This window comes from Nocardioides fonticola, from assembly GCF_039536805.1.
GTDB lineage: Bacteria > Actinomycetota > Actinomycetes > Propionibacteriales > Nocardioidaceae > Nocardioides > Nocardioides fonticola.
The window spans coordinates 43,438-67,460 of record NZ_BAAAZH010000001.1; the positions used below are offsets into that span (position 1 = coordinate 43,438).

The 24,023-nt window shown below is 73.0% G+C and carries 23 protein-coding genes; 13 read left to right on the forward strand and 10 right to left on the reverse strand.

Annotation, left to right across the window (positions count from 1 at the left end; all coding sequences use genetic code 11):
- The first annotated feature begins 116 nt into the window (after positions 1–116).
- Positions 117–1,742, forward strand: a complete 1,626-nt coding sequence (locus ABD671_RS00200; protein WP_344731160.1) for an amidohydrolase — start codon at positions 117–119, stop codon at positions 1,740–1,742.
- Here ABD671_RS00200 and ABD671_RS00205 read toward each other — a convergent pair.
- Together ABD671_RS00205 and ABD671_RS00210 are read right to left on the reverse strand one after the other, a co-directional pair.
- Positions 1,730–2,053, reverse strand: a complete 324-nt coding sequence (locus ABD671_RS00205) for a cupin domain-containing protein (RefSeq protein ID WP_344731161.1) — start codon at positions 2,051–2,053, stop codon at positions 1,730–1,732. The genes ABD671_RS00200 and ABD671_RS00205 overlap by 13 nt on opposite strands.
- 132 nt (positions 2,054–2,185) lie before the next feature.
- The gene (locus ABD671_RS00210; RefSeq protein WP_344731162.1) at positions 2,186–4,363 is read right to left on the reverse strand and encodes a glutamine synthetase III family protein; all 2,178 of its coding nucleotides are present in this window, start codon (positions 4,361–4,363) and stop codon (positions 2,186–2,188) included.
- A 283-nt stretch (positions 4,364–4,646) separates the two neighbouring features.
- Here ABD671_RS00210 and ABD671_RS00215 point away from each other — a divergent pair, with 283 nt between their 5' ends.
- The gene (locus ABD671_RS00215; RefSeq protein WP_344731163.1) at positions 4,647–7,049 is read left to right on the forward strand and encodes a hypothetical protein; all 2,403 of its coding nucleotides are present in this window, start codon (positions 4,647–4,649) and stop codon (positions 7,047–7,049) included.
- 45 nt (positions 7,050–7,094) lie between these two features.
- On the opposite strand, the gene ABD671_RS00220 is transcribed toward ABD671_RS00215, so the two are convergent.
- The 3 genes from ABD671_RS00220 to ABD671_RS00230 all read right to left on the reverse strand — a co-directional run bounded on the left by ABD671_RS00220 (position 7,095) and on the right by ABD671_RS00230 (position 10,582).
- On the reverse strand, positions 7,095–8,243 hold the full coding sequence (locus ABD671_RS00220) for an NHL repeat-containing protein (protein WP_344731164.1): 1,149 nt from the start codon (positions 8,241–8,243) through the stop codon (positions 7,095–7,097).
- 108 nt (positions 8,244–8,351) lie between these two features.
- The gene (locus ABD671_RS00225; RefSeq protein WP_344731165.1) at positions 8,352–9,776 is read right to left on the reverse strand and encodes a PepSY-associated TM helix domain-containing protein; all 1,425 of its coding nucleotides are present in this window, start codon (positions 9,774–9,776) and stop codon (positions 8,352–8,354) included.
- A gap of 116 nt (positions 9,777–9,892) precedes the next feature.
- Positions 9,893–10,582 (reverse strand): hypothetical protein, encoded by a 690-nt coding sequence (locus ABD671_RS00230; RefSeq protein WP_344731166.1) that lies wholly within the window; start codon positions 10,580–10,582, stop codon positions 9,893–9,895.
- Positions 10,583–10,672: 90 nt separating this feature from the next.
- On the opposite strand from ABD671_RS00230, the gene ABD671_RS00235 reads away from it, so the two are divergent.
- Entirely contained in the window at positions 10,673–11,092 is a 420-nt protein-coding gene (locus ABD671_RS00235) for a hypothetical protein (RefSeq protein WP_344731167.1), read from the forward strand.
- Positions 11,093–11,110: 18 nt separating this feature from the next.
- Here ABD671_RS00235 and ABD671_RS00240 read toward each other — a convergent pair whose 3' ends face one another.
- Positions 11,111–12,430 (reverse strand): choice-of-anchor P family protein, encoded by a 1,320-nt coding sequence (locus ABD671_RS00240; RefSeq protein ID WP_344731168.1) that lies wholly within the window; start codon positions 12,428–12,430, stop codon positions 11,111–11,113.
- 279 nt (positions 12,431–12,709) lie between these two features.
- On the opposite strand from ABD671_RS00240, the gene ABD671_RS00245 reads away from it, so the two are divergent.
- The 3 genes from ABD671_RS00245 to ABD671_RS00255 are packed head-to-tail and all read left to right on the forward strand — an operon-like array spanning position 12,710 to position 14,497.
- A complete protein-coding gene (locus ABD671_RS00245; protein ID WP_344731169.1) occupies positions 12,710–13,306 on the forward strand; it encodes a flavodoxin family protein in 597 nt (198 codons plus the stop codon).
- Complete coding sequence (locus ABD671_RS00250; protein WP_344731170.1) at positions 13,299–13,697, forward strand: DUF1003 domain-containing protein; 399 nt, start codon at positions 13,299–13,301, stop codon at positions 13,695–13,697. Before ABD671_RS00245 ends, ABD671_RS00250 begins: the two co-directional genes overlap by 8 nt.
- Positions 13,694–14,497, forward strand: coding sequence for an MBL fold metallo-hydrolase (locus ABD671_RS00255; protein WP_344731171.1), 804 nt, complete (start codon positions 13,694–13,696; stop codon positions 14,495–14,497). Before ABD671_RS00250 ends, ABD671_RS00255 begins: the two co-directional genes overlap by 4 nt.
- On the opposite strand, the gene ABD671_RS00260 is transcribed toward ABD671_RS00255, so the two are convergent.
- Complete coding sequence (locus tag ABD671_RS00260; RefSeq protein WP_344731172.1) at positions 14,467–15,180, reverse strand: HNH endonuclease family protein; 714 nt, start codon at positions 15,178–15,180, stop codon at positions 14,467–14,469. The two genes, ABD671_RS00255 and ABD671_RS00260, sit on opposite strands and share 31 nt — an antisense overlap.
- Before the next feature lie 24 nt (positions 15,181–15,204).
- Here ABD671_RS00260 and ABD671_RS00265 point away from each other — a divergent pair, with 24 nt between their 5' ends.
- Together ABD671_RS00265 and ABD671_RS00270 are read left to right on the forward strand one after the other, a co-directional pair.
- Positions 15,205–15,906, forward strand: a complete 702-nt coding sequence (locus ABD671_RS00265) for a response regulator transcription factor (RefSeq protein WP_344731173.1) — start codon at positions 15,205–15,207, stop codon at positions 15,904–15,906.
- Positions 15,906–17,180: a sensor histidine kinase gene (locus tag ABD671_RS00270; RefSeq protein WP_344731174.1), complete on the forward strand. Its 1,275-nt coding sequence runs from the start codon at positions 15,906–15,908 to the stop codon at positions 17,178–17,180. The genes ABD671_RS00265 and ABD671_RS00270 overlap by 1 nt, the downstream gene beginning before the upstream one ends.
- A gap of 18 nt (positions 17,181–17,198) precedes the next feature.
- On the opposite strand, the gene ABD671_RS00275 is transcribed toward ABD671_RS00270, so the two are convergent.
- Positions 17,199–17,462, reverse strand: a complete 264-nt coding sequence (locus ABD671_RS00275; protein ID WP_344731175.1) for a hypothetical protein — start codon at positions 17,460–17,462, stop codon at positions 17,199–17,201.
- A gap of 140 nt (positions 17,463–17,602) precedes the next feature.
- Here ABD671_RS00275 and ABD671_RS00280 point away from each other — a divergent pair, with 140 nt between their 5' ends.
- Genes ABD671_RS00280 through ABD671_RS00300 form a run of 5 tightly spaced genes read left to right on the forward strand, consistent with a single transcriptional unit; the run spans position 17,603 to position 21,242 of the window.
- The gene (locus ABD671_RS00280) at positions 17,603–18,277 is read left to right on the forward strand and encodes a hypothetical protein (RefSeq protein WP_344731176.1); all 675 of its coding nucleotides are present in this window, start codon (positions 17,603–17,605) and stop codon (positions 18,275–18,277) included.
- 1 nt (position 18,278) lies between these two features.
- Positions 18,279–19,199, forward strand: coding sequence for an FAD:protein FMN transferase (locus ABD671_RS00285; RefSeq protein WP_344731177.1), 921 nt, complete (start codon positions 18,279–18,281; stop codon positions 19,197–19,199).
- Positions 19,196–19,813, forward strand: a complete 618-nt coding sequence (locus ABD671_RS00290) for a ferric reductase-like transmembrane domain-containing protein (RefSeq protein ID WP_344731178.1) — start codon at positions 19,196–19,198, stop codon at positions 19,811–19,813. The genes ABD671_RS00285 and ABD671_RS00290 overlap by 4 nt, the downstream gene beginning before the upstream one ends.
- Positions 19,810–21,045: an NADH-ubiquinone oxidoreductase-F iron-sulfur binding region domain-containing protein gene (locus ABD671_RS00295; protein ID WP_344731179.1), complete on the forward strand. Its 1,236-nt coding sequence runs from the start codon at positions 19,810–19,812 to the stop codon at positions 21,043–21,045. Before ABD671_RS00290 ends, ABD671_RS00295 begins: the two co-directional genes overlap by 4 nt.
- Positions 21,042–21,242 carry a ferredoxin gene (locus ABD671_RS00300; RefSeq protein WP_344731180.1) on the forward strand — a complete coding sequence of 67 codons (201 nt, stop codon included), beginning with the start codon at positions 21,042–21,044 and terminating at the stop codon, positions 21,240–21,242. Before ABD671_RS00295 ends, ABD671_RS00300 begins: the two co-directional genes overlap by 4 nt.
- 486 nt (positions 21,243–21,728) lie before the next feature.
- On the opposite strand, the gene ABD671_RS00305 is transcribed toward ABD671_RS00300, so the two are convergent.
- Positions 21,729–23,060 (reverse strand): HNH endonuclease signature motif containing protein, encoded by a 1,332-nt coding sequence (locus ABD671_RS00305; protein WP_344731181.1) that lies wholly within the window; start codon positions 23,058–23,060, stop codon positions 21,729–21,731.
- A 501-nt stretch (positions 23,061–23,561) separates the two neighbouring features.
- Positions 23,562–24,023, reverse strand: a complete 462-nt coding sequence (locus ABD671_RS00310; RefSeq protein WP_344731182.1) for an MOSC domain-containing protein — start codon at positions 24,021–24,023, stop codon at positions 23,562–23,564.

Here is a 24,023-nt window from a genome sequence, read left to right on the forward strand (position 1 = left end):
TCCCGGCGACCCGGGCCGGCGACCCGGCCCGGTGACGTGCTGGCAACGACGCGACAGCATCCCAGACGGCACCGACAGACTCGACATCGAGATCCCCCGCCGGGGAGCATCGGGGCATGAGCGCGTCCACGATCACCGTCCTGCGCCACGCCCGGGTCTTCGACGGACGCCGTCACCTCGGTGCGCCCGGCGACGTCGTCCTGGACGCCGGCCGGATCGTCGCCGTGGGCGGCGAGCACGTGGTGGCCGGGGCTCGCGTGGTCGATCTGGCAGGTGCGCTGCTGGTGCCCGGCTTCACCGACGCGCACGTGCACGCCGTGCAGGGAGGCCTCGAACGCATCCGCTGCGACCTCAGCGAGGTCGCCGCCGAGGCCGCGGCGTACGTCGCCGCGGTCGGCGCCTATGCGACCGCCCGGCCCGACGAGCCGTGGATCCTCGGCGGTGGCTGGGCAATGTCGGCCTTCCCCGGCGGCACCCCCACAGCGGCGGCCCTGGACGCCGTCGTGCCCGACCGGCCGGTGTTCCTGCCCAACCGCGACCACCACGGCGCGTGGGTCAACAGCACGGCGCTGCGCCTGGCCGGCATCACCCGGGAGACCCCCGACCCGGCCGACGGGCGCATCGATCGCGACGCCGACGGCGAGCCCACCGGCACGCTGCACGAGGGCGCCATGGGGTTGGTGACCCGGCTCCTGCCACCGACGACCGCGGCCGAGCTGTACGCCGGCCTGCTGGCCGGTCAGGAGCACCTGCACTCCCTCGGCGTCACGGCCTGGCAGGACGCCATCGTCGGGCCCTACGCCGGCATGGACGACAACGGCCCGACCTACGCGGCGGCCGCCCGGGCCGGCGACCTGACGGCGTCCGTCGTCGGCGCGCTGTGGTGGGAGCGCGACCGCGGCCTGGAGCAGATCGCCGATCTCGTCGAACGCCGCGAGACGCTCTCGCACGGGCGCTTCGCCGCCACCAGCGTCAAGATCATGCAGGACGGCGTCGCCGAGAACGGCACCGCGGCGATGCTCGATCCCTACCTCGACCGGTGCGGCCACCACACCGGCAACCACGGCCTCTCCTTCGTCGAGCCGACCCGCCTGCGCGACGCCGTCGCCGAGCTCGACCGGCTCGGCTTCCAGGTGCACGTGCACGGGTTGGGCGACCGTGCGGTGCGCGAAGCCCTCGACGCCCTGACCGGCACCGATCCGGCCAGCCGCCACCACATCGCGCACCTGCAGTTCGTGCACCCCGACGACGTCCCGCGGTTCACCGCCCTCGGCGTCGCGGCCAACCTGCAGACCCTGTGGGCGTGCCTCGACGAGCAGATGCTCGAGCTGACCCTGCCGTTCCTGAGCGCCGAGCAGGCGGCGCGGCAGTACCCGTTCGGCTCGCTGTACCTCGCCGGGGCGCGGCTCGTCGCGGGCAGCGACTGGCCGGTGAGCACGCCCGATCCGCTCCAGGCGCTGCACGTCGCCGTCCATCGAACGGCGTGGGGCGAGGAGGGCCCGGCCGGCACCGAACCGCTCCTGCCCGACCAGGCGCTGCCGTTGGAGGTCGCGCTCAACGCCTACACCGAGGGCGCCGCCTGGGTGAACCACCGTGACGACGCCGGCCGCATCGCACCCGGCGCGGTCGCCGATCTGGCCGTGCTCGACCGCGATCCCTTCGACGACCTCGCCACGATCGGCGCGACCCGGGTGCTCTCGACCTGGGTCGACGGCGAGATCGTGTGGGGTCAGGCCACGTAGAGCTTGCGCAGGGTCGAGCGCACGGTCCAGGTCGTGCGCTCCCCCGCCCGCAGGCGGACGGCGACGCCGGGCCGCAGCTCGATCTCCTCGCCGTCCTCGAAGCCGACCGTCGCCTCGCCGGCGAGCACCACGAACACCTCGTCGACCTCGACGTCGACGGCCGTGCCGGGCGTCATCTCCCACACCCCGACCTCGACCTCACCGACGGTGGTCAGCGTCCGCAGGCCGGCGCGCGGGCTGCCCGCGCGTACGTCGTCGGCGGGCAGGTCGTCGAGCGGCACCTCGCCGAGGAGGTCGAGCACGCGGTCCATGGGTCCATGGTGGCAGCACGCACCGCGGCCCCGGACGTCGTCCGGGGCCGCGGCGGGGGGAGGGAGTGGAGGCGCTGGGACCGGGTGGGTCCGGGTGGGTCCGGGTGGGTCCGGGTGGGACCGTGGTGCCGATCAGAGGATGTAGAGCATCTCCTGGTAGGTCGGCAGCGACCACAGGTCGTCGGCGACGATGCCCTCGAGGGCGTCGGCGGCCGTGCGCACCGCGGTCATCGCGGTGAGGACGACGTCCCGCATGAAGGTCGCCGCCACCAGCGGGTCCTCGTCGTGCTCGTGGGCGAGCGCGGCACCGAGGTCGGCGAGGCCGGCCTTGAGGTCGCCGATGAGGCCGGTGATGGTCTCCAGGGTCGAGAGGTCGGGCTCGAGGCCGGCGGCCTTGAGCGCGGCCGCGTTCTGGGCCAGCTCGGTCTGGTAGCGGATTGCCGCCGGGAGGATGGTGGTGGTGCCGACCTCGTAGGTGATGTTGCCCTCGACGGTGATCGAGAGGATGTACTGCTCGCACCCGACCTCGTAGCGGCTGTGCATCTCGCGGTCGTTGAAGACCTGGTACGTGCTGAACAGCTCGACCGCCTCGGGCGAGATCAGCTCGGGCAGGGCGTCGACCGTCGTCCGCAGGTTCTTCAGGCCCCGCTGCTCGGCCTCGATCTGCCACTCGTCGGAGTAGCCGTTGCCGTTGAAGATCACCGCGCCGTGGTTGGTGATGATCTCGGTGAGCAGGGTCTGCACGGCCTCGTCGAAGTCGGTGCCGGCGGCGACCGCGGCCTCGAGCTGCGTGGCGCAGTAGTCGAGGGCTTCGGCCATGATCGTGTTGATCACGACCATCGGCGCGGCGACGGTCTGCAGCGAGCCCGGGGCGCGGAACTCGAACCGGTTGCCGGTGAAGGCGAACGGCGAGGTGCGGTTGCGGTCGCCGGGGTCCTTGCTCAGGTCGGGCAGGGTGTCGACGCCGATGATCAGCGTGCCCTTCTCCTTCGAGCGGGTCGCGCCGCCCTTGGCGATCTGGTCGAAGACGTCGGCCAGCTGGTCGCCGAGGAAGATCGAGATGATCGCGGGCGGAGCCTCGTTGGCGCCGAGGCGGTGGTCGTTGGACGCCGAGGCGACCGAGACGCGCAGCAGGCCGCCGTACTTGTGCACCGCGCGGATGACCGCGGCGCACACCACGAGGAACTGGGCGTTCTCGTGCGGGGTGTCGCCGGGGAGCAGCAGGTTGCCCTGGGCCGCGTTGCCGATGGAGAAGTTGACGTGCTTGCCCGATCCGTTGACGCCGGCGAACGGCTTCTCGTGGAAGAGGCACTCCATGCCGTGCTTCTTGGCGATCGACTTGAACGTCGTCATGAGCAGCTGCTGGTGGTCGGAGGCGAGGTTGGAGCGCTCGAACATCGGCGCGACCTCGAACTGACCGGGGGCGACCTCGTTGTGGCGGGTCTTGGCCGGGATGCCGAGCTTGAAGAGGGCCTGCTCGGTGTCCATCATGAACGCCAGCACGCGCTCGGGGATCGCACCGAAGTAGTGGTCGTCGAACTCCTGGCCCTTCGGCGGCTTGGCGCCGAAGAGGGTGCGGCCGGCGTTGAGCAGGTCGGGGCGGGCGTTGAAGAAGTGGCTGTCGATCAGGAAGTACTCCTGCTCGGGCCCGCAGTAGGAGACGACGTTGTCGGGCTCGGCGTGGCCGAAGAGCTTGAGCACGCGCTTGGCGTGGGCCGACATCGCCTGCTGCGAGCGCAGCAGCGGGGTCTTGTGGTCGAGCGCCTCGCCGGTCATCGAGATGAAGACCGTCGGGATGCACAGCGTGTTCCCGTTGGGGTTCTCCAGGATGTAGGCGGGGCTCTGGATGTCCCAGCCGGTGTAGCCGCGCGCCTCGAAGGTCGCGCGCAGGCCGCCGTTGGGGAAGGACGAGGCGTCGGGCTCGCCCTGGATCAGCGTCTTGCCCGCGAACTCCGAGATCGCGGTGCCGTCGCCGACGGGCTCGAGGAAGCTGTCGTGCTTCTCGGCGGTCAGGCCGGTGAGCGGGTAGAAGACGTGGGCGTAGTGGGTGGCACCCCGCTCCATCGCCCAGTCCTTCATCGCCGACGCCACGGCGTCCGCGACCGCCGGGTCGAGCGGCGCGGACTTCTCGATGGTCGACAGCACCGACTTGTACACGCCCTTGGGCAGGCGCTTCTGCATCATCTGCAGGCTGAAGACGTTCTCACCGAAGATCGCGCCCGGCTCCTCGGCCGGGTCGAAGGTGAACGGCGGAGGGGTGGTCGCCTGGACGGCGGCGATCGCCTGCAGACGGACGGGGTTGGCGGTCATGGATGCTCCCTGGGGCATAGATGCGACCGGCCTCGGGCACCGGCGCTGAGCCGGAATCTAGGGACGCCGTGTACCGGCATTGTTTCGGCCAGGTGACACTGGACGGCGTGAGCGCTGTGAGCCGCGTATCGGCCGCCGGCGGACCAGACCACTGAGCGCCCCGAGCGCCTGACGAGGTCACCGCCGCTTCCCCACTCGGTGCGCATCGGGCAGTAACCGCCGTCGGACGGCGTCGTTGAGGTGGCCGGGGAGGGAGTCTGAAAGAACGCTGAGAGGACACCCCTTGCGCACCCTCCTCAGCCGCGTCGCACTCGTCGCCGCGGCCCTCCTGCTCGTCGTCTCCGCCGCCGCCACCGCGGGTCCGGCCGCCGGCGACGGCCCCGCCGGCAGTTCGGTGGGCACCTACTTCGGGGACGGCAACCTGCCGCCCGGCTGCATCCGGGACATGAACCCCGACAACCCCGAGAACCGCTGCTACCACATGCGGACGGGGCTCAACGCCCTCGATTCGCCGCAGATCGACGTGCTGATCCTGGCGCCGGTCTCCCCCACGGTCGAACGCGACATGCGCATCATGCGCCAGGTCGTGCAGATGTGGGAAGGCGGGCTCGAGCAGCTCGCCGAGGAGTCGGGCATGGAGTGGCTCAACGACGCCGACTTCCACATCACCGTCGACTCCCTGGACGGCGAGTTCACGACGTACCCGATCTACGACCCCGAGATCGTGGTCGTCGCCACCAACCCGGTCGGCGGCGTCGGCATCGGCATCGACCCATCGAACTTCGCCAGCCAGCTGCAGATCCTCGACGGCGAAGGTGTGCCCTGCACGAACATCAAGAACCCCTTCGACATCGAGACCTGGCAGGCGCTGCCCGGGTGGGACTCCCACCACGAGCCGCGGTCGGGCATCTACGTCGAGGACTGCGGCGGCGCGGGCGGCAACGTGTGCTTCGCGATCAACGGCGCCATCGACCCGGTGCCCGGCACCACCGACGTGTTCGGCATCTTCGACCTCATCAGCCACGAGTTCGGCCACTGCCTGACCCTCGGCCACGTCGGCGACGGTGCGGAGGGCGCCTGGGGCGTCGTCCCGACGAACGACATCATGAGCTACAGCGAGGACCCGCCGGGCATCTCCAAGTGCGTCTCCACCCTCGACCTCGAGGGCTTCGCCCTGCGGATGAGCAACTACCTCGACCGCAACGGCGACGGCAAGGTCACCAAGGCCGATCGGCTCAAGCCCAACGACGTCCCCGGCGACGGCGCGAACTCCTTCCAGATCCAGTCGCCGGCCGACCACCTCTACGCCACCGACACCGGCTCCCCGCTGGACTGCCCGCAGCCCGACGTGGGCCTGGTGCCCGGCGAGAGCGTCGACTGGGGTCCGGCCATGACCCGGGCACCGCGGCCGACGCTCGACCTGGACGCCGTGCGTCCCGGCTCGCGCCTGCGGATCTCGGGGACGGCGTCCTACCGTCCGCGCGGCAAGCAGCCGACGGCCGCCAACGGGTTCGTCGTCGACGACTCCGGTGATGCCCTGAGCCCGTTCAACGACCTGCGCAAGCTGTCGGTGAAGGTCACCCACACGTCCCTGGAGGCCACCCTCGCGGTGGGTCAGCTGTGGCCGACGACGAACGCCACCAGCCCGGCGGCGTACAGCATCGTCATCAACGGCCACCGGTTCGACTCCTTCATCGCCCCGGGCGACAGCTCGGTGACGACCTGGGACAACGGCCTGGAGGTCGTGCTGCCCGGGGTCTCGTCGTGGGACACCGCCACGAACACGGTGCGGTTCTCCATCCCGCGTCGCTATCTGCGCGACGAGCACCTGGTCGAGGCGCCGTACTGGATCAGCAGCCAGGCGAGCGTGCAGAACGGCAAGCGGCTCGCGTTCGTCGACGACCGGGCTCCCGACGCCGGCAAGCTGCTCGGCGTGACCGGCGCTCCGCTGGCCGACACCCCGCAGTCGAGCGCCGCCTTCGAGCCGCCGCTGGGCACCCGGCCTTACAAGGTGAACTTCGGGTCGAAGGACACCAACAGGTTCGCCGCGACCAACTCCAACGCCGGCGAGACCCTGGTGGCCGACAACCACGTGTACTCGATGCGCGTGCGCACGCCCAGCAAGGTCGAGCTCACCCTCGACTGGGACGACGCGGCCTCCGAGCTCGACCTGCTGGCCACCCCCGACGGGGCGGACGGCGCGGCGTCCTCCGACAACGGCCACCCCGAGAAGGTCGTGCTGCCCAAGGTCTCCGGGCTGATCGACCTCGAGGTGGTGCCCTTCCTGGTCGGTGCGACCGGCACGCACTACACACTGACGGCCACGGTCACCCCGCTCGGCAAGGACCGCGACCGCGACGGGCTGCCCGACCCGGGCGACGCCTGCCCCTCGCAGGCGGGTCCGCTGCCGACCGGCTGCCCCGACAAGGACGCCGACGGCATCGCCGACCGGGACGACCGTTGCCCGACCACCGCGGGCACGACCGCCACGGGCTGCCCGACGCCGGCCAGCGAGTGGATCCGGGTCTACGTCGACGGTGAGCTCGTGCGCACGGCCCGCCTCGACCGCATCGGGGGCGTCGGCGACTTCAAGCTGACCGTGCCCGGTGCCCGGGCCGGCCGGGTGAAGGTCGTGTGGGCGAACCGTTCGGGGACGCTCGCCTCGGCGAGCCGCGCGGTGCGCTGAGTCCGGATTCGGGCCGCGTCTGACCACGGCCCGTCGGTCCCGGACTCAGCGTCCGAGACCGACGGGCCGGTACGGCCGCTGGGCGGGCAGACCGGTGCGGACGCGCAGGATCGCGCGGTTCGCTGCGATGTTCAGGTGGGCCGACGGGTTCGCGACATAGGCGTAGCGCCCGACCCAGACCAGCCCCGAGGGGTTGTCGAGGGGAACCGCCTCGGTTCGCGTCAGCGGGTCGCCGATACGCGCCTCGGTGACGCCCTGTGGATCGATCAGGCTCATGGACGAGTCGAGGTAGCCGGTCGTGAGGAGATGTCCGTCGCGGCCGATGCCGATCCCGTAGGTGCCGTTGGCAGGCGTGCTGGTCCACGTCACCTGCGCAGCTCCGGCAGCGCCGCTGCGCGTCACCGGCCAGGTCAGCACCGACCCCGCTCCGATCAGACCCGAGGCGGGTCCGGTGCTGACCCCGAGCGCTGCGCGGACGGCGTTCGCCTTGCGGTCGTAGGCGATCTGGTAGAGCCCGAAGAACCCGAGCCGTGCGTCGTCGGCGCGTGCCCAGACACGTGCCGGTCCCCCACCGGCCGGGACCCGCCAGACGAGGTTGTAGTTGTCGTCGGCCACGTACATCTCGCCGTGCGGCCCGAAGGTCGAGTACAGGCCACGCGGCTCGGTCTGCGTGAGGCTCGGATAGGCGGTCAGCCCGCACGCCTGGAGCGCCCGGAGCGCATCCGGGCAGGGCGGGAGTAGCGCGTCGAGGGCCGGGAAGGTGGTGTAGCGCCGGCCGGTGCCCGCGATCGGGTCGATCTGGAAGATATGGCGTCCCGTGCCGAGGTAGAGCAGACCGTCGCCGTCGACCGTCACGGAGAACGGCCGCTCCGCGTCCTGGTCCCACCCGTGCACGTGGGGCAACGGCACCGGCGTGATCCGTCGACCGTCACCGCTGATCTCGAGGAGCGGCGAGTCGACGGCACCGCCTCGGCCGTCGTGGTTGAGCAGCACTACATAGAAGCGGCCGCGGCTGTAGGCGATCGATACGGGCTGACCCCACTCCTCCAAGGAGACGAAGGTCGTGTAGTCGAGCGGATCGGCGGCCGCCGCCCGCGTCGCGGGGGCGAGCAGCGCACCGAGCGCCAGCACCGGTGCCAGCAGGGCGAGGAGAGCGAGGTGGCGACGGACGAGATGGCGACGGACGAGGGGCATGGGAGTCACGTGAGGTCCTGGGGTCGAGGAGGCGCAGGGGTCGAGGAGGGCGCGAGGACGCGCCGTGGCGGGCGCCGGGAGATGGGGTCCCGGCGCCCGCTGCGGTGATCAGGCGGCGTCGAACCAGCCGGCGAGCGCCGGGATGCGGCGCAGCACGAGCTGGTCGAGGGCGAGCACGACGAGCAGCGAGAGCCCGAACAGCGGCAGGAACAGGCCGAGCGCCACGAGCGCGACGACGAGCAACGGCGTCGCCTTGAGCGGCATCCGGCCACGCGGGGCACCCAACCGGGCCGCGCCCTTCGGACGCCGCTTCCACCACATGAGCGGGCCGGTGACCGAGGCGAACAGGATCGCCAGGCACATGAGCGCCGCCCCCCAGAACGACCACAGGCCGAAGCTGCGGCCCTCGTGCAGGCCGATGCCCTGGGAGACCACCTTGGCCAGCGTCGGGTAGTCGTCGAAGCCGTAGGTGGCGACCACCTGGCCGCCGTAGCGGTCGATGTGCACGGTCTTCTCATCCGACGGCGCGTCGAAGGCGTAGCCGATGACCGAGAAGACGCCGCCGGCGTCGTCGGTGCTCGGCAGGGCGATCGTGAACGGGTGCCGCAGACCCTCGCCGTCGGCGACCTCGACCGCGGTGTCGACGTTGGCCACGCTGCCGCTGCGACCCGCCTGCGTGGTGTCGGAGGACGGCACGTCGGACTCCTGCAGCGCCCACGGGATGTCGACGGCGTGGCTGTGCGGCAGCGACTCGTCGAGCTTCGAGGTCGGGTCGCTCACCGCGCCCGGGTCGAGGGACCACAGCGAGGAGCCGTGCTCGGTGGCGTAGCTCTGCACCTTCTCGCCCCAGAAGCCGGTCCAGGGCAGGCCGGTGACCAGCAGGGTGAGCAGGCCGACGCCGCTGACGGCGCCGACGAGCGCGTGCCGCGAGCGCAGCTTCGCCGGTCCGCGGCCCGAGCGGCGGGCGCGGCGGCGCGCCGTCCACCCGCGCACGAACAGGTAGTAGCCGGTCAGCGCCATGACGACGGCCCAGCAGGCGCCGAGTTCGAGCACGTGGTCGCCCCACGGGCCGGCCATCAGGTCGCCGTGCAGGCGCACGGCGTACCCCGACAGGGTGGTGTCGGGGTTCAGGTCGCCCAGCACCTCGCCGGTGTAGGGGTCGACGTAGGCGTCGCGGCTGGCGCCGTCGGCGGTGACGAGGGAGAACCGGGTGGTCTCCTCGGCGTTCTTCGGCTCGGTCATGGAGAGCACCGAGGCGTCGGGGTAGGCCTCCTGGACGGCGGCGTACTGCACCTCGTAGGGCTGGGTCAGCGCCCCCTGGGAAGGCGGGTCGGTGCGCATGAGGTCGCCGTGCATGAGCGGCTCGAGTTGGAAGCGGAACAGGTAGATCAGGCCCGTGACGGCCAGCAGGATCAGCACGGGCGCGACGAGGAAGCTGGCGAAGAAGTGCCAGCGCCAGACGGCGCGGAACCAGCCGGAACGGCCGGTGGCCCGCTTCTCGGTGGGAGCGGGGTCGATCAGAACATCGGTCATGGAGGTCCTCCGGGGACGTGGCAGGACGCGGCGGGCCCGAGGGCGCGCCGCGAGGGGTCACGAGCCCGCGCCGCGGACGCCGTCGGTCCCCGGACGGGGCGGACGGCGTGGGCGGCTCAGGCGAGGACGACCGGAGGTCCCCGGCGACGGCCGGGTTGGGCCTGCCACTGCGGCAGGAGCGGGACGACGCGGGCGAGCGCCGCCGCGCACAGACCGGGCCGCGGGCACAGCCCGCACACCCGGGGGACGACGAGGTCGAGGAGCCGGGCGAAGAGCAGGGTGAGGGCGACGACGATCGCCTGCTCCCCCCGCCCGAGCCACAGGCCGAGGACGGCGGCGGCGAGGAGGTGGCCGAGCATCATCGGGGCGTGCGCCGAGAGGTCGGCGACCAGGTGAGCGACCGGGAGCTTCGGGCTCAGGCCGCCCGACCCGCCCGCGGCCGCCTGGTAGGCGTCCTGGAGCGAGCCGACCCGGCGTCCGCCCTCGACCGGCAGCGCGGCGGCGAGGCCGCCGTGCACATGCCCGGTGGCGGGCACGTCGCCGCGGTGCCCGGCGCTGAGGGTGAGCGTGAGGTGCACGAACGTCTGGCCGGCGACCATGTAGGCCAGTGCTCGCAGGGGGCTCAGCGGGCGGGACATCACCGGCACCGTGGCCACCACGGTGACCGCGACGAGCACCACCAGCACCGCGGGCCCGGGCAGGAGGCCGTCGGCCATCACGTGTCCGACCACGCCCATCGCCAAGGCGATCGACCCCGCGCCGAGGGCGCGCAGCCACACCACGGCGGGGTCGAGGGGGCGGGCCACGGGCAGCAGTGTCCCATCACCGGGCGAGGACCTTGGACCCTGGTCGCCGATCGGGCCGTCTGCTGTCCTGCTGCGCGGGGGGTGGGACAGATGAGCGGAGCCGTCCGCAGGATCGAGTCGGCAGCGAGCTGCCGCGAGGACGACGTCATCGAGATCGTGTTGGAGGACGTCGCGCCGTCGTGGTGGCGCATGCCGCTGCGGCGTCTGGGGGCCGGCGCCTCGCACGGCGTCGCGCTCCTGCGCCCGGTCGGACGGGTCGTCTCGGGCTTCACCGAGGACGTGCTGGGGCCCGCGTTCCCCTACCCGGCCGCGCGGGAACTGCCGGACGATCGGCTGCCCGAGGCCGCGTGGTCTCCGCCGATGGCCACCGCCATGGCCGAGCTGCGGGCCCGGCTGGTCGATGCCGGCTGGCAGGTCGTGGGCCGCGGCACCCACCCGTGGTCGGAGCGCTACCGGCGTCCGGTACGCGACAGGGCCGCCGACCCGGAGGTCGACGGCCCTGTGCGCTGATGGCGGGGCGATGCTGGGTCAGCGCTGACGGATCTGGAGCTTCGCCTCACCGAGGTTGATCGTCGCTCCGGTGCCGTTGAGCAGCTTCACCTGCACCGCGATGACCTTGAGGCCGCCGCGCACCTTCTCCACGACGTTGGTGCCGATCTCGAGCAGACCCGGGATCGACAGCGTGCCGAGATCGGGCAGCGGCGTTTCGGTGCCGTTGACGGTGATCGAGCCGATCGTCGTGCCGTTGGTCGAGGCGACCACCCGGTTCTTGGAGTCGAGCTCGACGTTCACCCGGCCACGGATGGCGCTGATGACGACGGCACCGTTCAGGAGGTTGACGTTCGCCAGCTCCGACTGGGTGAAGCCGGTCGCCCGGTTGCGCGACTGCTTGCCCATCTCGCTGCTGCGCGCGGCGCCGACCGAGAGGACCCCGGGGATGTCGAGGCCCAGCAGGTTCTTGGTGCGCACGACGCCGCCGGTGCCGCGGCACGGCATGATCGTCTTGACCTGCGGACCACTGGTGACGAGGTCGCCGAGCACGGCCGCGCGGGTCGTGTTCGCGTAGCCGCTGAACCGGCCCTTGACGATGTTGTCGCTGATCTCGGCGTAGCTCGCGGCCAGCTTCACCGTGGTGTCGGTGGCCAGGATGTCGATCTGGACGGCCTTCGCGCGGGCGCTGGCGAAGTCGGCCTTCTTCTTGATCTCGCTGCGGCCGAGGCTGATGCGCAGCAGACCCGGCACCGTGATCGGCTGGCTGATCGTCGGCAGCGGCAGCGTCAGCGGCACGCCGGCGATCGTCACGACGATCTTGGCGAGCTGGGTGTCGGTGGTGGCGTGGAAGCCCGTGCTGTCGTGATAGGCGCGGGCCGTGGTCATCAGGCCCTGGATGCTCAGGCTCGCGAGCCCGCCCAGGCTCAGGCTGATGCCGGCGAGCTCGTGGTGGGAGACGGCGGCGATCTCGCCGCCCACCTTCTCGGTGTGGAGATCAGTGGTCAGCGTGCCGACGCTGCCGATGCCGCCGAGGTCGACGTTGGCGACGGTGTTGCTGCCGTTCTCGCCGATGCGGGTGGTGCACCCGGTGGAGGTGTACCCGGTGTCCCGGGAGTCGACCGGGATCTGGTTGCCGCGGACACGGCTGCCGTAGCCGCTCGCCTTCATCCCGAAGTTGGTACGGACGCCGCGCGACTTCGCCGACGGCGTCGTCGTGCTCTGGACGGCGCTGGTCGCGCTGGTGGCGCCGGCGGTGCCGGCGTCACCGGCAGAGGCCGGCGCTTGGGGGGCCACGATGACCCCGACCGCAGCGACCGCGAAGGCCGCAAGGGCAGGGGTGAATCGACGACGGGGCATGGTTGCTCCTCGCTCGACCGCGAACGGTCGTCAGGAGGCCGCACCGCCGGGGGGTTCCGGACGACCCTCCCTGGACATCCGGACGTGGCAGCACGACCTGTTTGCTCTCTCTCAGGGGTCATCGTGTCGTATGTCCCGGGTCCCTCGCCACCCGGTCCGCCCCTCGGAGCCCTCCCGACAGCTGTCGGAGGGACCTTCTCCCCTCCTCCACGCCGCCGAGGTCCCCCTCGATGTCGGGCCCCGGGCCCTGCTGCGGAGCCGCCCGAGGAGGCAGCGTTGGTGCTCGTCCTGCTCCTCGTGCCGGAAGGCAGCGCCGTGCCGCATCCGCCCACCCGTCCGCGTTCCGCCCTCGTCGTGTTCGAGTCGATGTTCGGCAACACCGGGCACCTCACCCGGGCGGTCGCCGCGGGTCTGCGCGGCCAGGGCGTCGACACGCTGACCCTCGACGTCGCCATCGCCGCACCGCCCGAGCGGGTCACCGCCGACCTGCTGGTGCTGGGCGCCCCCACGCACTCCGGATCGCTCAGCGACATCACGACCCGGGCGGACGCCGTACGCCAGGGCGCGTCGTCGGACCGCATGATCGGCGGGCTGCGCGAGTGGCTCGTGCACGCCCATCCCGACACCGCCGTGCACCCGGGCGGCGTCCCGGTGGCCGCGTTCGACTGCCGTGCGCATCGACTCGATCCCCACCGCGATGCCGTGGACGGCGCAGCCCCGTCGGCGCTGGCGATGGCGGGGCTGCAGGGCTTCGTCCCGCACGCGGAGCCGGAGGTGTTCTACGTGCGCGACCTGCTCGGCCCGCTCGCACCGGGCGAGATGGAGCGGGCGGCCGCCTGGGGACGCCGTCTGGCGCGGGCGCTGGTCGGTGTCTGAGACGCCGGCCTCGCGCCGCCACCCCGGGATCCAGCGCTACCTCGACCAGCGCACCGCCGACCTGCAGAACCGGCTGGCCGACGCGATCACCGCGTTCGCGGGCTCGATGCCGTTCGTCTACGTGCACGTGGCGGCCTTCGCGATCTGGATGCTCGTACTCGAGCGGTCGCCCTGGCCGACCCTGACGCTCGTCGTCTCGCTGGAGGCGATCTTCCTCTCGACCTTCGTGATGATCGGTCAGAACCGGCAGGCCGCCGTCCAGCAGGCGAAGGCCGACCACGACTTCGTCGAGCAGGAGCTGGAGTTGAAGCAGAACACCGAGCTGACCCGCGAGATCCATGCCCTGTTGGCCCGCCTGGCCGACGAGGGATCTGCCACCCTGCGGGAGTGACGACGCGAGTACACCACCTCAACTGCGGGACCATGCGCCCGATCGGCGGCGGTCGGGGCGGGCTGCTGCCGGCCTCGATGGTCGCCCACTGCCTGCTGGTCGAGCGCGACCGCGGCCTGCTGCTGGTCGACACCGGCTTCGGCACCGCCGACATCGCCGATCCCGGGCGGCTGGGCCAGCCGTTCCGCGCGATGGTCGGACCGCGGCTGGACGCCGGCGAGACGGCGATCGCGCAGGTGCGGGCCCGCGGCTTCGACCCGCGCGACGTCACCGACATCGTCGTCACCCACCTCGACCTCGACCACGCCGGCGGGCTCGGCGACTTCCCGCACGCGCGGGTGCACGTCTACGACCGCGAGCTCAGCGCCGCCCTGCGGCCGGGTCTGCGCGAGCGGGCGCGCTACGTGCAGGCGCAGTGGGCGCACGGACCGCAGTGGGTCACCCACGAGGCGCGGGGCGACTCCTGGCGCGGGCTACGGGCCGTACGGGCCCTCGGGGACGACGTCGTCCTGGTGCCGCTGCACGGCCACACGCGCGGCCATGCCGGGGTGGCGGTCGACACCGGCGGCGAGGACGGCTGGCTGCTCCACGCGGGCGACGCCTACTTCCACGCCTCGGAGGCGACGCCCTCGCCGCACGCTCCGGTGGGGCTGGTCGCCTTCCAGCGGCTGATGAGCATCGACGACCGCACCCGCCGCGCCAACCAGGAGCGGATCCGCCAGCTGGCGGCGAGCCAGGTCGACGTCCGGGTGTTCTGCGCGCACGACGTTCAGGAGTTCGAGGAGCTGGCCGGCCGGTAGGCCAGCCGGCGCGAGCCGCAGCGGTCGACCAGGGCGGTCAACGCGTCGCGCTCGGCGCTGTCGATCGCCAGCGACCAGCGCGACTTCACCGCCAGCCACCACGCGGTGTAGCGGCAGCGGTGCTTGGCCGGCAGCCACTCGGCCGGATCCCGGTCGCTCTTGGAGCGGTTCGAGGACGCCGTCACGGCCACGAGCGCGCGGGCGTCGCCGAGGTCGTTGGCGAAGTCCTGGCGGCGCTGTGCGGACCAGCTGCGCGCCCCCGACGCCCACGCCTCGGCGAGCGGCACCAGGTGGTCGATGTCGAAGGTCGAGGGGTCGGTGGTGACCACCGCGTCGTACCAGGAGCGCCACCGGCCGTCGTCGAGGGCGCACCCGCTGCCGACGGTCATCGAGGACGACCGGTTCTCCACGATCAGCACCTCGTCACGGGTGTCGCAGCCGTCGCCGTCGGCGTCGATCCAGTGCCGGAAGAGGTCGCGGTCGTAGCCGTCGGGGGTCTCCGCGGCGACCGGGAGCGCGGCGAGCGCGGCGGCCGTCGTGGTCACCACGCGCTCCCCCGCGCGACCCGCCTCGACCGCCCGGACGGGCGAAGGCGCGGCCAGCGGGGAGAGGGTCAGCAGGACGATCGTGGCGATCGCCGCTCCCAGCGAGGAGCGGACGGTGCGGCGTGGCGGGTTCGTCATCGGGCCTCACGCTAGCCTGCGCGCGTGGTCAGCATCCTGGTGATCGAGGACGACGACGCGATCCGCGCCGCCGTCCAGCGTGGGCTGCGCGAGCGGGACTTCGCCGTCACCGCCGTCGGCACCGGGATCGCCGGGCTGGAGGTGGTGCTGCGCGAGCACCCCGACGTCGTCCTGCTCGACCTGGGGCTGCCCGACGTCGACGGGCTGACCCTGCTCGGCATGATCCGCACGGCCGTCGACGTGCCGGTCATCGTCATCACCGCCCAGGACGACGACCCGACGATGGTGCGCGCGCTCGATGCCGGCGCCGACGACTACGTGGTCAAGCCCTTCGGCACCGACCAGGTCGCGGCGCGCATCCGCGCGGTGCTGCGCCGCGGCGGCCGCGGAGCCGACCCGTCCGCCGCCCTGCGGGTCGGCGCGCTGAGCATCGACCCCGGCACGCGGGTGGCGACGTTGGACGGGCGGCGTCTCGACCTCGCCCGCAAGGAGTTCGACCTCCTCCTGCTGCTGGCCTCCCGCGCCGGGCAGGTCGTCTCCAAGCGCGAACTGCTCGCCGAGGTGTGGCAGCAGGGCCAGAACTACGGCGCCGAGCGCACCGTCGACGTCCACCTCTCGTGGCTGCGCCGCAAGCTCGGCGAGTCCGCCGCCGCACCGCGCTACCTGCACAGCGTGCGCGGCGTCGGCGTCCGGCTCGTCGATCCCGACGGCCCCGATGCCCCGTGATGCGGCGCCGGATCTCCTGGCTGGTGACCGGGACGACGTCGGTCGTGGTGGTCTCCTTCGTGATCCCGCTGTGCCTGCTCGTGCGCACCCTCGCGGAGGATCGCGCGATGAGCGCGGCCGACCAGCAGGCGCGCAACGTGGCGATCCTGCTGGCCGCGGTGCAGAGCGACAAGCGTCTGCTCACCCTCCTCGACAGCCTCGACACCGGCACCGGCACGACCACCTCGGTGCTCACGGTCAAGGGCCGCCAACTCGGCGCCGGACCCTCGATGGCCGACGACCCCGACGTGCGTCGCGCCCTGGACGGCGAGGGGTTCCGCGTCGTCCGCGACGACACCGGCCGGGTGCTGCTGCCGGTGGTGATCGGCAAGCGCACCGCCGTCGTCCGCACCACGGTGTCGGGCGAGCGTCTGCATGACGGCGTCGTCCGGGCCTGGGTGAGCATCATCGGCCTCGGGGTGCTGCTGCTCGTGGCGGCCACGACCATCGCCCGACGGCTGGGCAGCCGCATCAGCGACCCGTTGCTGGAGGTCGCGGGCACCGCGCATCGGCTGCGCGAGGGCGATCTCGACGCCCGGGCCGAGCCGCGCGGGACCGTCGAGACCCAGGAGCTCGCGCGCGCCCTCAACGGGCTGGCCGACCGCACCACCGAGCTGCTCGCCTCCGAGCGGGCCGCCGTCGGGGATCTCTCCCATCGGCTGCGCACGCCGGTCACGGCGCTGCGGCTCGACGCCGAGCAGGTCGCCGACGAGGCCCTGGCCCGCCGGCTCGCCGAGCACATCGGGGTGCTGGAGCGCACGATCGATGCCATCGTCACCGAGGCCCGTCGTCCGGTGCGCACCGATCTCAGCGCCGGCGGCGATCTGTGTCGCGTCGTCGCCGACCGCATCGGCTTCTGGCAGGCGCTGGCCGACGATCAGGGCCGCACGGTGACGACCCGGCTGCCCGACGGCCCGGTGCCGGTGCCGCTGGCCGAGAGCGACCTGCGCGACCTCGTCGACATCCTGGTCGACAACGTCTTCGCGCACACCGCCGAGGGCACGGACTTCGCCGTCCGGCTCACCGTCGAGGACGACGGCCGGGCTCACCTCGTGGTGGCGGACGCCGGTGACGGGTTCCCGGCGGGCGGCGGCCGTGCGGGCCGCCCCGGCACCACCGGACTCGGCCTGGACATCGCGGAACGGATGGCCACGGGCGTCGCCGGCGAGCTGCGTCGTGGCCGGTCGCCGGAGGGCGGGGCGAGTGTCGAGGTCGTCGTCCCCCTCAGCGGCTGATCGTTCCCCGGACGACGCTCAGCGCTCGACGGTGCGCACCACCCGCAGCACGCAGACATGGCCGCGCGGCTTCGCCGGCGGGCGGCACCGCGACCAGCGCACCACGACCGGCCGGCGGGCGGGCTCGGCCTCCGGTTGCGCCGTCCCGGCCGGGGTCGACTGCTCCGAGGTGCCGGCCGGGGCGGCCGGGGCGTCGGCGAGGCTGCGGTAGGCGGCCGTGCCGCCGACACCGCCGCAGGCGAGGGCGGCGGCGAGCACCGGACCGAGGAGACGGTTCACCATGCCTGTGCGATCGGCCGGAACCGAGGCGATCGAAGGGGAATCGGAGGCAGCGGACGTCAAGAGATCCTCAAGCCCGGGCTTGAGGTGAAGTTGAATCGCGCATGAGTCAGGCTTGTCCTCTCCCGGCCGATCATGGAGACATGACCTACTCGGCCCGTTCCCGCGACCGCTTCCGCGCGCTCGTCACCGGCGTCACCGGCGTCGTGGCGGCCGGCTCCGTCGTCGCCACCGGGGCGGTGGCCGGCGCTGCCGCGCAGCGCACCCAGGCCGACCAGGCGGCGAAGCAGCAGGGGCAGGTCTCCGATGGCACCGACTCCGGCGGCACGGGGAAGGAGGGGCAGCGCACCTCGCGTCAGCGCAAGCCCCAGGTCGTGGTCAAGAAGCGGCGCACGGTGCGGAAGGTGACGACCCGCTACGTCGACCGCGCCCCGCAGCCCTCGACGTCGTCGGTGAGCCCGCCCAGCAGCTCGACCGGTTCCAGCGGCTCGACCAGCTCCAGCAGCTCCAGCAGCTCCAGCAGCTCCAGCAGCTCGTCGTCGGGCGGCACGACCTCCTCGCACACCACGCCGACGCCGAGCCACAGCTCGAGCGGCACCAAGGGCTCCTCCTCCGGCGGCACCAAGGGCGGCTCGAGCGGCGGTTCCAGCGGCTCCAGCGGCTCCAGCGGCGGTACCAAGGGCGGTTCCAGCGGCGGGTCCTCGGGCGGTTCGACCGGGGGCTCCTCCGGCGGCTCCTCGGGCGGCTCCTCGGGCGGCTCGACCGGGGGCTCCTCGGGCGGTGGCCCCTCGGCGCCGCCGACCAGCGGTCCCTCCTGACATGTCCGTGTACTCGGCCCGCTGGCGGGAGTGGAGCTGCGAGGTCGTCGTCCAGACCGCGCACGCCGCCGACCTGCCGGTGGCGCGGGGGCTCGTCGAGCAGGTGCTCGCCGACGTGGGTGCGGTGGCCAGCCGCTTCCGCAGCGACTCCGATCTCGCGCGCGTCAACGCCGCACCCGGCCGATGGGTGAGCGTCGATCCGCTGCTCGTCGCGGCCGTCGGTGTCGCGGTCCAGGCCGCCCACGACACCGACGGGCTCGTGCACCCGCTCCTCGGCCGACCGCTCGTCGAGCTCGGTTACGACCGCACCCTCGGCCTCCTCGAGACTGCTGGGCCCGCCCTCGCGCCGGTGTCCGCTCCCCCGGCCCTGGATGCCTGGCGAGCCGTCGAGTGGAGCGAGGACGCCGTCCGGATCCCCGCCGGCACCGCGCTCGACCTCGGCGCGACCGCGAAGGCCTGGGCCACCGATCTCGCGGTGGCGGCCTGCCGCGAGCACCTCGACCACCCGGCGCTCGTCGGGATCGGCGGCGACCTGCGCACCGTCGACGACACCGCCTGGCGGGTCGGGATCCGCGAGGACGCCGACACCGAACCTCTGGCCGTCATCGACCTCGTCGGCGCGCTGGCGACCTCCGGCACCCGCGTGCGCCGCTGGCGCCGCGGCGGTGTCGAGCGCCACCACCTGCTCGATCCGCGTACCGGTCTGCCGGCCACCGACGTCTGGCACACCGTCTCCGTCGCCGCGCCCACCTGCGTGGCGGCCAACACCGCCTCCACCGCGGCCGTCGTCCTGGGCAGCGCCGCCCCGGCCTGGCTCGCCGCGCGTGGCCTCGTCGCCCGCCTCGCCGGCGGCAGCGGCGAGGGCCGCGTCGTCCACACCGTCGGCGGGTGGCCCGCCGACACCCTCGAGGAGATCGCATGACCACCGACTCGCCCGTCCTCTGGTACCTCAACCGGGGCACGGGGATCGTGCTGCTCAGCCTGCTGAGCCTCAGCGTGCTGCTGGGGGTGCTGGCGCTGACCGGTCGCCCGGCCGGCGACGGCGGCTCGCGGGTGCCGCGCTTCGTCACCCAGAACCTGCACCGCAACCTCGCCCTCGGCTCGGTGCTGCTGCTCGTGGCGCACATCGTCACCGCGGTGGCCGACGAATTCGTCGACATCCGCTGGTGGCAGGCGGTGGTGCCGTTCGGGGCCACCTACGCGCCCCTGTGGCTGGAGTTGGGCACCCTCGCCTTCGACCTGATGCTCGTGGTCGCGGTGACCTCGCTGCTGCGACACCGCATCGGCCTGCGCTCCTGGCGGATCGTGCACCTCACCTCGTGGGCGGCGTACGCCGCCGCGGTCGCCCACGGGTTCGGCATCGGCACCGACCTGCGCCACCGCGACCACTGGGAGATGTGGTCGATCGTGCCGACGGCGTTCTCCGTGACCGTCGTCGTCGTGGCGTTCGCCTGGCGGCTCGCCGGTGGGCTGCGCGCCCGCGAGGACGTCGTGCGGCCCTCGGCCGAGCGTGCCCGGATCGGGGTCGAGGCATGAGGTCGCCGCTGCCGGTCACCGAGGAGCTCCTCATCCACCCCGGCCCCGCCCTGCTGGCGGAGGTGTCGCCCGGCCGCACTCTCGCCGACCACCGTCGCCGCCGTGGCGCACCCGCCCGGATCGGGTTCGATGCGCTCCAGGCCATGATCGAGGCCGCCGACGTCCGCGGTCGCGGCGGCGCCGGCTTCCCGTTCGCCACCAAGCTCGCGGCGGCTGCGCGGGGACGCCGTCCGGTCGTCGTCGTCAACGCCTCGGAGGGCGAGCCGGTGAGCGCCAAGGACTCCGCCCTCGCCATGGTCGCCCCGCACCTGGTGCTCGACGGTGCCGCCACGGCGGCCCGTGCGCTGCGGGCCCGCGACGTGCACGTCGTCCTGCCGGGAGATCGGCCGCGTGCCCGTGGGCTGCTGGCCGCCGCGATCGCCGAACGCGACGACGCCGATCTGCGCTGGCACACCTCGACCGCCGAGCCGCGGTTCGTCGCCGGGCAGGCGCGGGCCGTCATCGAGCTGCTCGAGGGTCGCCCCAACCTGCCGGTGACCGCGTGGACCCCGGAGGCCGTCAGCGGTTACCGCGGCCGGCCCACCCTGCTCTCGAACGCCGAGACCTGGGCCCACGTCGGGTTGCTCGCCCTGGAAGGCCTCGCGCCGACGCTCGCCCGCGGCACCCACGCCGAGCCCGGCACCACGCTGCTGACCGTCAACGTGCCCGGGCAGCCGACCGCCGTCCACGAGGTCGAGCACGGCACGCCCCTGGTCGACCTGCTGCCCGCCCAGGCCGGCGGCGGCCCCGTGCTGCTCGGCGGCTTCCACGGCACCTGGGCCACCTGGCCGCAGATCGCCGACGCCGTCGTCTCGCGTACCGGGCTCGCCGAGGCCGGCCTGGCCCTCGGCGCCGGCGTCGTCCTGGCTCCGGGACCGAACGCCTGCGCGCTCGCCCTCACCGAGCAGATCACCGGCCATCTCGCCGCCCAGAGCGCCGGCCGCTGCGGCCCCTGCGTCAACGGCCTGCCCGCTCTCGCCGACGCCGTCGCCGGTCTGCGTCGCGGACGCCCCGGGTCGCTCGAGCGGGTCCAGCAGCTCTGCGGCCTGCTGCCGGGCCGCGGCGCCTGCGCCCACCCCGACGGCACCACCCGCCTCGTCGCCTCGCTCCTCACCGCTCTCCCGCACGAGGTCGATGCCCACGCCCGCGGTCGGTGCACCCGCGCCGCCGCCCCGATCGGAGCAGCCCGATGAGCGACCGCACCGCACGTCTCCGCGTCGATTGGCCCTCCTGCCGTGCACACGGCGTCTGCCACGAACTGCTCCCCGACATCGTGCGACTCGACGAATGGGGCTACCCGATCGTCACCGGAGAGGTGACTCCCGACCTGCTCGCCGAGGCCAAGGCGGCCGCCAAGGCCTGCCCGAAGCTCGCCCTCCGCCTCGCCTGACGGCGGAGGCCGCGCAAGTCCGGTGGTCGAGGTGCGAGCGCATGCGAGCCGCGAGACCCCCGCACCCGACTGCTCTCCGGTACCGCACGACGGCCGCCTCACCGGGTCTCGCGGCTCGGCGCCGGGGCGCCTCACACCTCGACCACCGGACGCTGACTCGCAGGCTCAGCGCCGGCGCCCAGGCAGGGCCGGTGGTCGAGAGGCGAGCGCATGCGAGCCGCGAAACCCCCGCACCCGACCGCTCTCCACTACCGGCCGGCGGCCGCCTCGCCGGGTCTCGCGGCTCGGCGCCGGGGCGCCTCGCACCTCGACCACCGGACGCTGACTCGCAGGCCGGCGGTGGTGCCGGTGCCGAGGCAGGGCCGGTGGTCGAGGTGCGAGCGCATGCGAGCCGCGAGACCCCCGCACCCGACCGCTCTCCGGTACCCGACGACAGCCGCCTCGCCGGGTCTGGGCAGCACGACGGGCCTGAGCCCCGGGTGGGGTTCAGGCTGTCGTGGTGAGTTGCGTGGTGCCGGCGGGTGTGCGGAGGTAGTGCTGGCCGTGGGGGCTGGTCCAGAGATAGCTGGAGCCGTTGCCGGGTGGTCCGCTGGTGTCGTTCGGATCGACGGGTGTGTAGGTCCAGCCGTGGTGGGTCTTGACGCGGTGGTGATGTCGACAGAGCGCGGCGAGGTTGTCTGTGCTTGTTCCGCCGCCTTCGTCCCACGGGACGATGTGGTCGATGTCGGCTGATCTGGCTGGCCTGGTGCAGTGGGGGAAGACGCAGGTGACGTCTCGCAAGATCACCTGCTCGCGGAGGAGGGTGGGGATCTCGTAGGACTCGCTCGACCGGTGTTCGGCGAGGTCGAGGACGGGTCGGACGTGGATCTGGGTGTCGGGGTCGGTGCACCACGACCGGAGGGTGTCGAGGTCGATCGCGGCGCGGGTGTTCTCGACACGAGCGGCCGTACCGAAGGGGTTCTGGCCGGGGGCGTGGCTGATGTGGACGTAGAGCTGGAGGGTCCGCTTGGACCGCACCGGCTCGGTTGTTGCTGCTGCCTCGTAGGTGAGGGCGTGGTCGCGGCGTGCGAGTTCGCCGAGGGCCATGGCCCGTCGGGCGTCCAAGGACTCCTCGCAACCGAGGTCTTTCAGCTGGGCGGCGATGGCGGCGAGGGCGTCCTCGAGATCCAACGCGTCGGCCAGGTCGAGGGCTCCTTCGATGTCGACGCGGCCGTGGAAGTCGACGTGACGGGAGTAGATGGTGACGTGCCGTTTGTCGTCGGCCGCTTCGCGCTTGGCCTTGATGACCTCGGGGTCGGCTTCGGCTTCGGCTGCTTTGACGGTCTGTTCGATGCCGCGTCCGCCGATGGAGTGCGCGAACGACGCCAACCGCTGGTCGACGAGGTCGACGGCTTCGGGTGAGAGCAGGCGGGTGGCTTGGGCGATCTTGCGGGCCCGCCACACCGGCACCTCACCGGCCTCGACACGGCGCCAGCACCGCGGCAGACGGGCGGCGAGTTCGAGGGCGTCGCCGATGTAGTAGTGCCCGGCGTCGGTGGACAGGCCGATCGCGGCGGCGAACTCGTCGATGCAGAACTCCGCCACCAAAGGGGCACCCTGACCCGCGATCGCCAACTCGCGTTCCGTGCCCGGAACACACGCGCTGTCCCACTCATCGACAGCAGGGTGGGCGAGAGCCCACCGGGCGGCGGCGATGAACACGGTCCGTTCGGCGTCGTCGGCCACCACCCGCGCATCGCGCGCGAGCACCAGGAGGGACCGCGGGTCACGCGGGTCCGCAAGCTCGGGGAGCTCCTGGTGTGGGGTGGGGGAGGCCATGCCTCAGTCTACTCGAACACATGTTCGAAGACAAGGGTTCGGAGGGTTGAATCTCGCTGAGTTCAGCTGCTTTCGGGATGTCTGGGCTTCGAGGCCCTCGCCTGGGGGCTCGGGCACCTCAGCCACCGGACGGGAGCCGCAGATCGTCCCCCTGTCGGCGGTCGTCTTGCCGGGTCTCGCGGCTCGGCGCCGGGGCGCCTCGCACCTCGACCACCGGAAGGCGCCCGGCGCGGTGCACCCAAGAGGCAGCCGGAACCCCCACCCGCCTAGCCAGCGCCTTTCAACCGAAACAGACGGCGACCCGAACACCGAGAGCAACCCGGCACCGCCCTAGCCGGCGCCTTTGAACCAGAGCGAGCGAGGAAGCCGGGAGAAGACACGGAGCAGCGACGGCGTCCCCATTGTCGGCGCCCACCCCACCGGGTCTCGCGGCTCGGCGCCGGGGCGCCTCGCACCTCGACCACCGGAAACGCCGGAAACGCCGGAAACGCCGGAGGCACCTCACCCACCCGTCTCCGAGACCACCTCCACCCCATCCCCCACTGCGATCCGCCCGCCCTCCAGCACCCGGAAGACCGTCCCCGCGCGGCGGCGCAGGGCCTCCATCGCACCGGGGCCGAGCTCGTCGTCCAGCAGGCGGCATGGGGCGGCGACGCGCACGACCTCCAGGAGGGTCTCCCCCACCCGCAGCCGCACGCCCGGGGTGGTCGGCACGGCGCCGGAGCTGATCGTGATGTTGCGGCGGGTGAGGTCGGGCGGGATCGGCCGCTGCAGCGCGCCCTCGGCCTCCGCGAGCGCGGACGCCGACTGCACGGTCACGTGCCGGTGCTTGGAGCCGTGGTAGCGGTCGCCGACGATGCCGGCACCGGCCTCGACCTCGACGGCGGCCTTGGCCTGCATGGGCAGGCGGCGGCCCTTGGCGGTGTGCAGGGCGACGACGACCGGGACGGCGGGCTGACTCAC